This is a genomic window from Comamonas aquatilis (genome assembly GCF_965139575.1).
GTDB classification, from domain to species: domain Bacteria; phylum Pseudomonadota; class Gammaproteobacteria; order Burkholderiales; family Burkholderiaceae_C; genus Comamonas; species Comamonas aquatilis.
The window spans coordinates 104,260-115,906 of record NZ_CBCSIW010000002.1; the positions used below are offsets into that span (position 1 = coordinate 104,260).

The window sequence follows — 11,647 nt, forward strand, 5'->3', positions numbered from 1 at the left end:
GGTTTATCCAAAAAACTGATAGCAAACCACAATCGCAGCCACCACGCCAGCCAGCTCGGCAATCAACGCGCAAGGCACGGCATGGCGCGCGCGCTGTATGCCCACGGCGCCAAAATACACGGCCAGCACGTAGAAGGTGGTTTCCGTGCTGCCCTGGATGGTGGCGGCGGCCAGGGCGGCAAAGCTGTCCACGCCCTGGCTCTGCATGGTCTCTATCAGCATGGCGCGGGCCGCGCTGCCCGAGAAGGGCTTGACCAAAGCGGTGGGCAAGGCATCGACAAAGCGCGCATCCATGCCCACGGCATCGACCAACCAGCGAATGCCCGAGAGCACATACTCCAGCGCCCCCGAGGCGCGAAACACGCCCACGGCGCAGAGCATGGCCACCAGATAGGGCAGCAGATTCTTGGCGACATCGAAGCCTTCCTTGGCACCTTCGATAAAGCTGTCGTACACGGCCACCTTCTTGTAGGCCCCCAGAGCCACGAACAGCACGATCAGCGCAAACAGCGTGAGATTGCCCATCAGCGAGGACAGCTGGGCCAGAGCCGCCGCGCTCAGCGTGGCGAGGAACGCCATAAAGGCCGCCAGTACCAGGGCCAGCGGCAACAGATAGGCCAGCACTACGGGGCTGAAGATTGGCAGGCGCTGTACCAGGGCGACGCTAAGCAGGCCCACCAGGGTGGAGGCCGAAGTGGCCAGCAGAATCGGCAAAAAGACCAGGGTCGGATCAGGTGCGCCCTGCTGCATGCGGTACATGAAGATGGTTACCGGCAGCAGCGTCAGCGAGGAGGCATTGAGCACTAGAAACAGAATCTGGGCATTGGTGGCCGTGTCGGGACGGGGGTTGAGCTCCTGCAGCGCGCGCATGGCCTTGAGGCCCATGGGTGTGGCCGCGTTGTCCAGCCCCAGGCCGTTGGCGGCAAAGTTCAGCGTGATCAGCCCCAGTGCCGGATGGCCGCGTGGCACCTCGGGCATGAGCTTGCCGAACAGCGGGCCCAGAGCCTTGGCCAGCCACTCCACCACGCCGGCTTTTTCGGCAATGCGCAAAAAGCCCAGCCATAGCGTGAGCGTGCCGAACAGCAGCACCATCACCTCGACCGAGAGTTTGGCCATGGCAAACAGCGCTTGCACCATGGCCGAGAACACCTCGGTCTGACCGCCAATCAACCACTGCGCCAGCGCAGCCACCGCTGCTACCAGAAAAAAACCGAGCCACAAGGCATTGAGCATAAAAGCGCCTGTTTTTGTACTGGCGCTGATTGTGGCGCGAAATCAGGGATGCGATGGCACACTGCATCTGTTGCTAACCCGAGGAACGCCATGACTGAAAGCTCCGACGTCTCCTGGATGAACAAGCTCCGCACCCGCTTCGCCGGGCACACGCTGGGAACCTGGTTGATCATGTTGTTGTTTGCCTACGCCGGGCTGCTGGTGCTGCACTTTTTGCTGCTGGGCGCCTTGCCCAGCATGTTGCAGGAGGCAGACAACGCCTGGACGCTGCTGGGTGGGGTCTTGCTGCTGGTCTCGGGCCTGCTGGCCTTTGTGGTGGTCTGGCAGCTGTATCGACTAAGACGTGCAGCGCTGTGGTGGGCGCTGGCGCAATGGGTTTGTGCTTTTGCAGCTATAGCGCTGCTGTTCGTACCGTGGCTGGGGGTGGCTTTGGTCATGGCGATTCTGGCCGTGGCCTGGCCGGTGGCGTGGACGTTGCTGGCTTGCCTGCTTGGCACGGTGCTTTATCTGCATCTCCTGATCCGGCGGGGGAGCCTGCGTTGATGCAGACCAGGCCGCCGCTCTGGGAGCAACCGTATGGCAAAGGCCTGACTTTGCTGATCTGCCTGTTCGGCTTTTTGGGCCTGATGAGCGGCTGGATGTTGCTGGAGGCCGATTTTTCCTATGCTTGGCGATCTTCGGGGCGAGCTTGGTGGGCTCTGGTGTTGCAGACCATGCTGGCGCTGAACTCGGCAGTGTGTTTGACGCAGGCGTGGTTGCTTTGGAGTCGCAATCGCGCAGCTGTGTGGCTGGGCGCTCTTTATGTGGCGCTGGGCGTGATCAGTCAGGCCGGCATGTTCTGGTATGTCAACCGACTTGGCAGCCGGGCCGATGCCTTCTCCATAGGCTTTTGGCTGGCTCAGGCTATTTTCTGGGCCGGCATTGTGGGCTATCTGCACTGGCTGCAGCGACGCGGCGTGCTGCGTTGAGCCTGCATGCCGGCCTTGCTCATGGCGCAGCCAGCACGCGCAGCAACTGGCCGTCGGAGGCGTCGGTGAGCAGATAAAGCCAGCCGTCCGGCCCCTGGCGTACATCGCGCACGCGCTGGCCCAGGCGCGGTAGCAGCACTTCGCTGGCCGTGATACGGCGGCTTGTCGCTTTAGCAAAGCTCAGCCGCTCCAGGTGCTGGGCCTTGAGCGCGCCTACCACCAGACTGCCTTTCCACTCGGTCCCATAGCGCTCGCTGGTGATGAAGGCCATGCCCGAAGGGGCAATCGACGGCACCCAGTAGTGCCGCGGCTGCTCCATGCCGCTTTGCTGCGTGATTCCCTGGCCTATCTTGCCGCCGCCGTAGTTTTCGCCATAGGTGATCACCGGCCAGCCATAGTTTTTGCCAGGTTCGATGCGGTTGATTTCATCTCCGCCCTGCGGGCCGTGCTCGTGCATCCATAGCGTGCCGTCCGATGCCAGTGCGGCGCCCTGCGGGTTGCGATGGCCGTAACTCCAGATTTCCGGCCAGGCATCGGCGCGGCCGACAAATGGGTTGTCCCGGGGAACGCTGCCGTCCTTGTGGATGCGGACGATCTTGCCCAGATGACTTTTCAGATTCTGGGCCTGCTCTTTATAGGAGGAGCGTTCGCCCAGGGCCAGAAACAGGCTGCCGTCGCTCTTGCCATCCACAAGGCGCTCCACAATGCGGCAGCCAAAGTGCAGGCTGCTGGAGTATTTGGGGCGCTGGCTGAAAAGAGTCTGCACCTGCTCCAGCTGGCTGGCATCTGCCGACAGTCTGGCCTTGGCCAGGGCTGTGCTGTTCTTGCCGCTGTCGGCGCCCAGGCCAGGCTCCGAGTAGCAAAAATACAGCGTGCGGTTGCGGGCAAAGTCGCTGTCGAGCACCACATCCAGCAGCCCGCCCTGGCCGGCGGCGGCCACGGACGGCAGGCCCTGGATGGGGGCGTTGAGCCGCCCATCGCGCTCGAGCACGCGCAGGCGGCCCGGGCGTTCGGTGACCATATAGCGGCCGTCCGGCAAAAAAGCCAGGGCCCAGGGGTGGTCCAGGCCGCTGGCCACGACCTGGGTCTGCAACTGGGCGGCCAAGGCCTGAGCCGTGCCCAAGACCGCCAGCAGCGCAGGCAGTGCCATCCGCGCGGCGGATATACAGGAGCGGCAAGAGCGGGCGCAGGCGGGTGCTTGAGAGTAAGAGGGCATGTCCACTCCGGTCTAGGTATGAGGCGTTGCGGGCGAGAAGGCAATTTTGCCCTGTCAAGCTCTGGCCTGCAGCCAAGCATGGCTGGTTCGGCGGGTGTATAAACTGCGGTTCGAGTTTTTCTCAGACCGTGCGCCTGGCGCCGGTCATCTCAGCAATCAACAAGGAATCGCACCCATGGGCGCGCAATGGAAAGCAAAGGGCAAGGCGCTGGTCGCTGATGCCAAAGGCAAGCTGTTTGGCAAGCTGGTCAAGGAAATCATGGTCGCGGCCCGTCTGGGCGGCGGCGACCCCGCAGCCAACTCGCGTCTGCGCATGGCTGTTGAAGCGGCCCGCAAGGCTTCCATGCCCAAGGACACGCTGGATCGCGCCATTAAAAAGGGCTCCGGCGCGGGCGCCGATGCCGTGAACTACTCCAGCGTGCTGTTCGAAGGCTACGCTCCCCACCGCGTGCCGGTGATGGTCGAGTGCCTGACCGACAACCCCAACCGCACAGCGCCCAATATGCGCGTGTGCTTTCGCAAGGGCCAGATGAGCGCCGTGGCATGGGATTTTGACCATGTGGGCATGATCGAAGGCGAAGCCGAAAGCGGCGCCGACGTGGAACTGGCCGCCATTGAAGCCGGCGCGCAGGACTTCGAAGCCGGCGATGAAGAAGGCGTGACCCTGTTCATCACCGAAATTGCCGATCTGGACGCAGTCAGCAAGGCCTTGCCCGCCCAAGGCATCAAGGTGCTGTCGGTCAAGCTGGGCTACAAGGCCAAGAATCCTGTGAGCATGGGCAGCCTGTCTGCCGAGCAGCAGGAAGAAGTGCAGGACTTTCTGGCCGGCCTGGAAAACGACGACGACGTGCAGCATGTCTTCGCCGGTCTGGTGGACTGAGGACGCGGCCCGCCGTGTCGATCAAGGGAGCAGTGCAGTCACTGCTCCTTTTTTTATGTAGATCTTGACCAGATGATTTCCTGAATTGATAGCTGCTAGCGCTTGATGGATAAGCGCAGCATGTCATTTTTATTCATAAAAAGAGAACACCTTATGTCCAGCTTGTCGGCACAGCACCCTGTTTGGGCCACTGATCCGGAACTGCGTGTCGCAGTGGCCGCCTTGGGCGTGGACTGGCAGCACCGGCCGCTGCAGGCCGAGCCTGCCCTGGCGGCCTTGCTGGCCCGGCCTGAGCTGGACGAGGGCGGCAGGGCCACGGTGGTACAGGCGCTGGGCATCGAATTGATCGACGTTTGCATCGCCCATGGCTACCAAAGCATGGACCTGGTGGTGTTGCACCCGGACACGCCGGGCCTGGAGGAGGCGCTGGCGCGCTTTGACCGCCCGCACACCCATGGCGATGACGAGGTGCGCTACATAGTGGACGGGGCTGGGTTGTTCGGTTTTTTCGACGCCCAGGGCCGCGAGTACAGCGTGCCGGTGGAGCCGGGCGACTATCTGCGTGTGCCCGCCGGTGCCGAGCACCGTTTTACATTGACCAGTACACGCCGCATCAAGGCGTTGCGCCTGTTTAGCGATACCGTCGGCTGGGTGGCGCAGTACACGGGCCGCCCGGTCGCGCCCATGGCGATGGTGGAGTGACTTTGCCCTGTTTCTCCATGCGGCAAGCGTCTGGATCAACGCAACATGCTGTCGTGATCGCATTGCTCAAAACTTTGTAGCGCCATGCGCTTGAATGGATTGGGTTTCAGGCTGTTTTGATGCGTAAATGCAAAAGCCCCTGCAGCATGGGACTGCAGGGGCTTTTGCTCAAAGCGCGAGGTCGCTGCCTTTACTTGGTGCCGAAGATGCGGTCGCCGGCATCGCCCAGGCCCGGCAGGATATAGCCGTGGCTGTCCAGCTGGCGGTCCACGGCGGCGGTGTAGATGTCCACATCGGGGTGAGCGGCCTGCATGGTCTTCACGCCTTCGGGGGCGGCCAACAGGCACATGAACTTGATGGACTTGGGTTGGCACTTGTCCTTGAGCTGCTGCACGGCGGCGGCGGCGGAGTTGCCGGTGGCCAGCATGGGGTCAACCACCACCACATCGCGCTCGTTCATGTTGTCGGGCATCTTGAAGTAGTACTCGACGGGCTTGAGCGTCTCGGGGTCGCGGTACAGGCCGATGTGGCCGATACGGGCGCCGGGCACCACGTTGAGCATGCCGTCCAGAAAGCCGTTGCCTGCACGCAGAATGGAGACCAGCACCAGCTTTTTGCCGTCGATGACCTTGCCGGTCATGGTTTCCATCGGAGTTTCGATCTCGATGTCCTGCAAAGGCATGTCGCGCGTGATCTCGTAAGCCATCAGCGTGGACAGCTCGCCCAGCATGCGGCGGAAACTGTTGGTACTGGCTTCCTTGCGGCGCATCAGTGTCAGTTTGTGCTGGATCAGCGGATGGTCGATCAAATGCAAAGTGCTCATATTCTTGGTCTAAGTGTTCGGTTGGCGCCGCGCAGGCGGGTGGCCTGAGCGCTGGCAAAAGAGTGCGCAGGGGTAAGGCCTGCCGCAGCAGGCGCTATTTTCCCCGTCAGTCGGCCAGAAAGCGCGACAGTCGGTCTAAATCCACATTGCCACCGCTGATCAAGACCCCGACCCGGGCTCCGGCCAGCGCCACGCCGCCGTGCAAGGCACCGGCCAGCGAAAGCGCGCCCGTGGGCTCGACCACGATTTTCATGCGCTCGGCGTAAAAGCGCAGGCATTGCACCAGTTGCTCGTCCGAAACCGTCAATATGTCCTGCACATGCTGGCGGATGATGGCAAAGGTGATGTCGCCGGGCGACTGGGTTTGCGCGCCGTCGGCAATGGTGTGGGGCGTGGGAATCTTGACGATCTGCCCGCTTCTGAACGACTGCTGCATGTCGTTGCCGGCCTCGGGCTCCACGCCATAGACCTTGCATTGCGGAGCCAGTGCCTTGGCCGACAGCAGACTGCCCGAGAGCAGGCCGCCGCCGCCGGTGCAGACGAACAGATAGTCCAGATCGGGTACTTCCTCCAGCAGCTCCTTGGCAGCCGTGCCCTGGCCGGCAATCACGTCGCCGTGGTTGTAAGGGGGGATCAGCGTCATGCCGCGTTCGGCCCCCAGTTGCCGGGTAATGGCTTCGCGGTCTTCGGTGAAACGGTTGTAGGTGACGACCTGGGCCCCGTAGCCGCGCGTGGCCGCCATCTTGGAGGCCGGTGCGTCTTCGGGCATGACGATGAGGGCCGGCATGTCCAGCAGTTGCGCCGCATGGGCAATGGCCTGGGCATGGTTGCCAGAGGAAAAGGCCAGCACCCCGCCTTTACGCTGCTCGGGGGTGAAGCGGGCCAGGGCGTTATAGGCCCCGCGAAACTTGAAAGCGCCTATGCGCTGCAGGTTCTCGCACTTGAAAAACACCTGGGCGCCGAGTTGGTCGTTCATGGTGCGGCTGGTCAGCACCGGCGTGCGGTGGGCCACGCCTTGCAGGCGCTGGGCGGCCGCGACGACGTCATCAAAAGTGGGCAGGGCAGCTTGGGTCATGGATAGACATTCAGATACAGGTGAAGACATCATATCTGCCGGTATTCATGACCCAAAGCTGTCTTCAGATTTGGCTGGTATGAGTGAAAAAGGCTTGCAGCCTAATATATGAAAGCGCAAGCAGCTATTGAATCAGGAGTCTTTGCTCTGAGCGGTCTGGATATCGCTGAAGTCGTGCAAGGCCTCCAGCGGCGGAAAGTCTCCGGCGCGCTTGGCCTGCATGGCGCCGACGGCCTCCAGCACATGGCGGTTGCTCCAGATGCCGCTTTGCACCCAGCCCAGTTGCTGCAGCGAGTCGCGCACGCCATGGTCGCGTGCATAGTTGATCACCTGTTTGCTGCCCCAGATGGCGACCGGCGGCTTGCTGGCAATCTCGCGGGCACAGGCCAGAGCCGCCAGCACGGCAGCTTCGTGGGTGTCATGGACGGCATTGACCAGGCCATGGGTGGCGGCTTCCTGCGCGCCCATGCGGCGGCCGGTATACGCCAGATCTTTGACCAGGCCCAGCGGCATGATCTTGGGCAGGCGCTGCAAGCTGCCCAGATCGGCCATCATGCCGATGTTGATCTCCTGCACGCAGAAAAACGCATCGGCGCTGGCATAGCGAATGCAGGCTGCGGCCACCAGATCCAGCCCGCCGCCGATGCAACCGCCCTGTATGGCACAGACCACGGGCATGCGCAATTCTTCGAGGCGGTTGAAGGTGGTCTGCATTTGCGCCAGCATGTCGACAACGGCAGCGCGCCCTTCGGGCGTGCGATCATTGGGAGCAAATTGCGGATTGGCAAAGGTCTCCAGTGCCATACCGGCCGAAAAATGCTTGCCCGTGCTGCTGATGACCAGCACCCGTGCCTGGCCGCTGCGCTGCAGCATGTCTAGCACGCTGTCCATTTCGCGCCAGAAGGCCGGGCTCATGGTGTTGAGCGCCTGAGGGCGGTTGAGTACCAGGTGGGCGATGTTGTCGCTCAGATCCAGGCGAAAGCAGCTCAGGTCTGCGGCCTGCAAGCGGTGGTCATGGGTGTTGGGCATGGCTCAGATGGTGTCCTGAGCCCTGCCGTGTGCAAGTCACGCGGGCGACTGAGCGCGTGCCGGATGCACAGGGAGATTCCCTTGGGGCGCGGTCTGGCCAGTCCCGTCAAGCATGCGGCGAGCGCTGCAGGCTTGAGGGTTGGGCGCCAAAGAGGCTTAGACGGTCAGCGCGGGAGCTGGCTGGGTGTAAGTGATGGGAGCTCCCGTGGCGCTGACCTTGAATACGGCCACCATGCCGGTGAGGCGCTGGGTCTGGTCGTGCAGCGAGACGGCCGCTGCGGTGGACTCCTCCACCAAGGCCGCATTCTGTTGCGTCATCTGGTCCAGGTGCGTCACGGCCTGATTGACCTGGCTGATGCCGTCGCGCTGCTCCGTGGAGGAAGCGCTGATTTCTCCGATCATGTCGGACACCTTGCGCACGCTGCTCACGATGTCTTCCATCACCAGGCCTGCCTGAGACACCTGCTCGGCGCCTTCATTCGCTGCGTCCACCGAAGTGCCTATCAAGGTCTTGATTTCCTTGGCGGCTTCCGCGCTGCGGTGGGCCAGTGCACGCACCTCGCTGGCGACCACGGCAAAGCCGCGGCCTTGCTCGCCGGCGCGAGCGGCCTCCACAGCCGCGTTGAGCGCCAGGATATTGGTCTGGAAAGCGATGGAGTCGATGACGCCGATGATGTCGGAGATGCGGTGCGCGCTCTCGCTGATGCGGCTCATGCTGCTGACCACCGATTCCACGACGGTTCCGCCGCGCTGGGCCGCCTGCGCCGCATTGCCGGCCAGATGGGTGGCCTGGCGTGCTGTGTCGGCCGACTGGGCCACGGTGGCGGTCAGCTGCTCCATGCTGGCGGCGGTCTCTTCCAGGTTCGAGGCCGTCTGCTCGGTGCGCGAGGACAGATCATGGTTGCCCGAGGCGATCTCCGAAGAGGCGGTGGAGATGGAGTGCACGCTATCGCGCACGTCGCTGACCAGGCCGCGAAGGCGGGTTGCCATGGCAGAGACGGCGTTCAGAAGATGGCCGAATTCGTCCTGACGAGCTCCGTTGGCAGTCACGGTCAGGTCTCCCTGGGCAATGGCGTGGGTCAGCTCCACGGCTTCGGCCAGAGGGCGGGTGATGGAGCGGGTCAGCGCCAGGGCCAGGCCTAGTCCTGCAAGCAAGACCACGCCTTGAACCGCCCAGGCCCACCAGGCAGCGTGTTGCTGGGCTTGCTGGGTCAGCAGATTGGCGGCATCGCGTTGCTGTTCCTGCAGCTTGACGAAAGCCTGCAGCGAATCCACATAGCGGGTGATGGCGCCCAGATATTTCTGTTGAATAAAGTTGCGCAGGGCGGCGATATCGCCCGTTTGCTTGATCTCGCGCGCCTGCTTGTTCAGTGTCAGCACTTCGTTGCGCACGGCCGAGATTTGCTCCAGCGCCTTCTTGTCGGCATCGCTCTGAGCCAGCTTGACCACCTGGGTCTGCAACTGGGAGTTGATGCCGACCCCGGCTTTGACTCGCTCATCCATCAGGGCTGTCAGCTCCTCATCGGCTGTCACATTGCTGGTGAGCACGCGCTCGCCCGTGGTTTCCGTGGCGCCTTTCCATTGGAGGGCAAGGTTGATGCGGCTGTCGAAGTCGGCCTGGGTGCGCATGCCGGCCTGCATGGTCTGGCCTGCCGTGTGCTGAGCCCAGAGAGAAACTGCCAGCATCATCACCAGCAGTCCGCCGAGAGTGCTCCATAGCTTGGTGGATACGCGCCATTGATTGAATTGCATTCGCTGTGCTCTTGTACTGAAAAATGAATTGCAAAAAGCGCTGCAAGGCAATGCGGCGGCCTGGAAGGCCGCAGTCAATGCCTGTTGGCGCTGATTTGGAGAGTGGGAAGCGATGCACTCACTGTGAATCCGGGTTTGAAACACCCGATACAGCAGATGTGAGCGCAAGCCTTGAGGCTTTATGTATCGACATAATGAGTTCGGGCTTGAGCTATTTTTCTGGTCCGCGGCCGTATGCTGTCGCAGCGCAGGCCAAAGAGCGGCGTTGGATGCCTCGCAGAAATCCGTGGCGCAACAAAAAAGGCCTGCATCTGCAGGCCTTGGAGCGGGGGAATGGGGGAAGGGGTGTTGCCGGGTTTCAGCGTTTTTTACCGCCCAGAATGCCGCCCAGCACGCCGCGCAGGATTTCCTTGCCCAAGTTGTTGCCCACGGTGCGCACGGTGGACTTGGCCATGGTCTGTACCAGACCGTCGTGCTGGCCGCCGCGCGGGCCGGTGCGGCCAAACAGCAACTCCTTCAAGCCGTCCATCATGGCGCTGCCGCCGGAGCCTGCGCCTTGCTCGGCCGCCGTACCTGCTGCCGCGCCGGCAGCCGCAGGTGCTTCACCGGGTTTGGCGGGAGTGGCTGTGGCCGTGCGGTTGCGCAGCACCTCATAGGCGGATTCGCGGTCCACCGCCTTTTCATAGACGCCGGCGACCAGCGAGCCATCCATCAGCGCCTTGCGCTGCTCGGGCGTGATGGGGCCGAGTTGGCTGCCGGGCGGAATCACGAAGACGCGCTCGGTCACGCTGGGCCGGCCTTTCTCGTCCAGAAAGCTGATCAGCGCCTCGCCCACGGCCAGCTCGGTGATGGCCGCCGCGATGTCCAGGCCGGGCTTGGGGCGCATGGTGGAGGCCGCAGAGGCCACGGCTTTCTGGTCACGCGGAGTAAAAGCGCGCAAAGCATGTTGCACGCGATTGCCCAGCTGGCCGAGCACGGAATCGGGCACATCCAGTGGATTCTGGGTGACGAAATACACGCCCACGCCCTTGGAGCGCACCAGACGCACGACCAGCTCGATGCGCTCGACCAGGACCTTGGGCGCATCGTTGAACAGCAAGTGGGCCTCGTCAAAGAAAAAGACCAGCTTGGGTTTTTCGGGGTCACCAATCTCGGGCAACTGCTCGAACAGCTCGGACAGCAGCCAGAGCAGAAAGGTGGAGTACAGGCGCGGCGAATTCATCAGCTTGTCGGCGGCCAGCACATTGACCACGCCGTAGCCATTGGCATCGGTCTGCATCAGATCGTTGATGTCGAGCATGGGCTCGCCAAAGAACTGCTCGCCGCCCTGGGACTCGATCTGCAGCAGGCCGCGCTGGATAGCGCCCACGCTGGCGGCGCTGATATTGCCGTATTCGGTGGTGAATTGCTTGCCGTTGTCGCCCACGTATTGCAGCATGGCGCGCAAATCCTTGAGGTCCAGCAGCAGCATGCCGTTGTCGTCTGCGATCTTGAACACCAGATTGAGCACGCCCATCTGCGTCTCGTTGAGGTTGAGCATGCGGCCTATCAGCAGCGGGCCCATGTCGGAGATGGTGGCGCGCACCGGATGGCCTTGTTGGCCAAACACATCCCACACCGTGGTGGGGCAGGCCAGAGGCGAGGGCGGCGCTATGCCGCGATCCTTGAGGGAAGCGGCCAGCTTGTCGCCTATCTTGCCGCTTTGGCTGATGCCGCTGAGATCGCCTTTGACGTCGGCCATGAAAACCGGCACCCCAATCTGTGAGAAGCTCTCCGCCAGTTTCTGCAGGGTGACGGTCTTGCCCGTGCCAGTGGCGCCGGTGATCAGTCCATGGCGGTTGGCCAGGCCCGGCAGCAGAGCACATTCTGTGGCAGAGTGCTGGGCAATCAAAAGGGGTGAAGCCATTTGGGGTTTCCTCCGGGAGAGCTTTCAGTCAAAAGTAAAATCTCATCCGTAAGGTTAAATCAA

General features: G+C 62.6%; 11 protein-coding genes. 4 read left to right on the plus strand and 7 right to left on the minus strand.

What is annotated here, in order from left to right:
• Positions 1-3 precede the first annotated feature (3 nt).
• Positions 4-1,233: a nucleoside recognition domain-containing protein gene (locus tag ACNAZA_RS03515; protein ID WP_415795033.1), complete on the minus strand. Its 1,230-nt coding sequence runs from the start codon at positions 1,231-1,233 to the stop codon at positions 4-6.
• Between the two features lie 90 nt (positions 1,234-1,323).
• Between ACNAZA_RS03515 and ACNAZA_RS03520 the strand changes: the two genes are divergently transcribed.
• Positions 1,324-1,776: a hypothetical protein gene (locus tag ACNAZA_RS03520; RefSeq protein WP_415795034.1), complete on the plus strand. Its 453-nt coding sequence runs from the start codon at positions 1,324-1,326 to the stop codon at positions 1,774-1,776.
• Positions 1,776-2,201: a virulence factor MviN gene (locus ACNAZA_RS03525; protein ID WP_415795035.1), complete on the plus strand. Its 426-nt coding sequence runs from the start codon at positions 1,776-1,778 to the stop codon at positions 2,199-2,201. Before ACNAZA_RS03520 ends, ACNAZA_RS03525 begins: the two co-directional genes overlap by 1 nt.
• A 19-nt stretch (positions 2,202-2,220) precedes the next feature.
• Here the strand turns inward: ACNAZA_RS03525 and ACNAZA_RS03530 are convergent, their stop codons facing one another.
• Positions 2,221-3,351 carry a PQQ-dependent sugar dehydrogenase gene (locus tag ACNAZA_RS03530; RefSeq protein WP_415795342.1) on the minus strand — a complete coding sequence of 377 codons (1,131 nt, stop codon included), beginning with the start codon at positions 3,349-3,351 and terminating at the stop codon, positions 2,221-2,223.
• 241 nt (positions 3,352-3,592) lie between these two features.
• On the opposite strand from ACNAZA_RS03530, the gene ACNAZA_RS03535 reads away from it, so the two are divergent.
• Positions 3,593-4,297: a YebC/PmpR family DNA-binding transcriptional regulator gene (locus ACNAZA_RS03535; protein WP_415795037.1), complete on the plus strand. Its 705-nt coding sequence runs from the start codon at positions 3,593-3,595 to the stop codon at positions 4,295-4,297.
• A gap of 153 nt (positions 4,298-4,450) precedes the next feature.
• The gene (locus ACNAZA_RS03540; RefSeq protein ID WP_415795038.1) at positions 4,451-4,999 is read left to right on the plus strand and encodes a cupin domain-containing protein; all 549 of its coding nucleotides are present in this window, start codon (positions 4,451-4,453) and stop codon (positions 4,997-4,999) included.
• A 190-nt stretch (positions 5,000-5,189) separates the two neighbouring features.
• Here ACNAZA_RS03540 and upp read toward each other — a convergent pair whose 3' ends face one another.
• The 5 genes from upp to ACNAZA_RS03565 form a co-directional block, all read right to left on the minus strand.
• The gene (upp, locus tag ACNAZA_RS03545; RefSeq protein WP_120968434.1) at positions 5,190-5,822 is read right to left on the minus strand and encodes a uracil phosphoribosyltransferase; all 633 of its coding nucleotides are present in this window, start codon (positions 5,820-5,822) and stop codon (positions 5,190-5,192) included.
• 106 nt (positions 5,823-5,928) lie between these two features.
• Positions 5,929-6,897: a threo-3-hydroxy-L-aspartate ammonia-lyase gene (locus ACNAZA_RS03550; RefSeq protein ID WP_415795039.1), complete on the minus strand. Its 969-nt coding sequence runs from the start codon at positions 6,895-6,897 to the stop codon at positions 5,929-5,931.
• 132 nt (positions 6,898-7,029) lie between these two features.
• Positions 7,030-7,926, minus strand: a complete 897-nt coding sequence (locus tag ACNAZA_RS03555; RefSeq protein WP_415795040.1) for an enoyl-CoA hydratase-related protein — start codon at positions 7,924-7,926, stop codon at positions 7,030-7,032.
• A 156-nt stretch (positions 7,927-8,082) separates the two neighbouring features.
• A complete protein-coding gene (locus tag ACNAZA_RS03560; RefSeq protein ID WP_415795042.1) occupies positions 8,083-9,678 on the minus strand; it encodes a methyl-accepting chemotaxis protein in 1,596 nt (531 codons plus the stop codon).
• A gap of 358 nt (positions 9,679-10,036) precedes the next feature.
• Positions 10,037-11,584, minus strand: a complete 1,548-nt coding sequence (locus ACNAZA_RS03565; RefSeq protein ID WP_415795043.1) for a helicase HerA-like C-terminal domain-containing protein — start codon at positions 11,582-11,584, stop codon at positions 10,037-10,039.
• Positions 11,585-11,647: the final 63 nt, after the last annotated feature.

Excerpts from the sequence above, each read along its gene's own strand:
- ACNAZA_RS03520 (WP_415795034.1), top strand. The coding sequence starts at position 1,324 with ATGACTGAAAGCTCCGACGTCTCCTGGATGAACAAGCTCCGCACCCGC.
- upp (WP_120968434.1), bottom strand. The coding sequence starts at position 5,822 with ATGAGCACTTTGCATTTGATCGACCATCCGCTGATCCAGCACAAACTG.
- ACNAZA_RS03515 (WP_415795033.1), bottom strand. The coding sequence starts at position 1,233 with ATGCTCAATGCCTTGTGGCTCGGTTTTTTTCTGGTAGCAGCGGTGGCT.
- ACNAZA_RS03555 (WP_415795040.1), bottom strand. The coding sequence starts at position 7,926 with ATGCCCAACACCCATGACCACCGCTTGCAGGCCGCAGACCTGAGCTGC.
- ACNAZA_RS03550 (WP_415795039.1), bottom strand. The coding sequence starts at position 6,897 with ATGACCCAAGCTGCCCTGCCCACTTTTGATGACGTCGTCGCGGCCGCC.
- ACNAZA_RS03560 (WP_415795042.1), bottom strand. The coding sequence starts at position 9,678 with ATGCAATTCAATCAATGGCGCGTATCCACCAAGCTATGGAGCACTCTC.
- ACNAZA_RS03535 (WP_415795037.1), top strand. The coding sequence starts at position 3,593 with ATGGGCGCGCAATGGAAAGCAAAGGGCAAGGCGCTGGTCGCTGATGCC.
- ACNAZA_RS03565 (WP_415795043.1), bottom strand. The coding sequence starts at position 11,584 with ATGGCTTCACCCCTTTTGATTGCCCAGCACTCTGCCACAGAATGTGCT.
- ACNAZA_RS03530 (WP_415795342.1), bottom strand. The coding sequence starts at position 3,351 with ATGGCACTGCCTGCGCTGCTGGCGGTCTTGGGCACGGCTCAGGCCTTG.
- ACNAZA_RS03540 (WP_415795038.1), top strand. The coding sequence starts at position 4,451 with ATGTCCAGCTTGTCGGCACAGCACCCTGTTTGGGCCACTGATCCGGAA.
- ACNAZA_RS03525 (WP_415795035.1), top strand. The coding sequence starts at position 1,776 with ATGCAGACCAGGCCGCCGCTCTGGGAGCAACCGTATGGCAAAGGCCTG.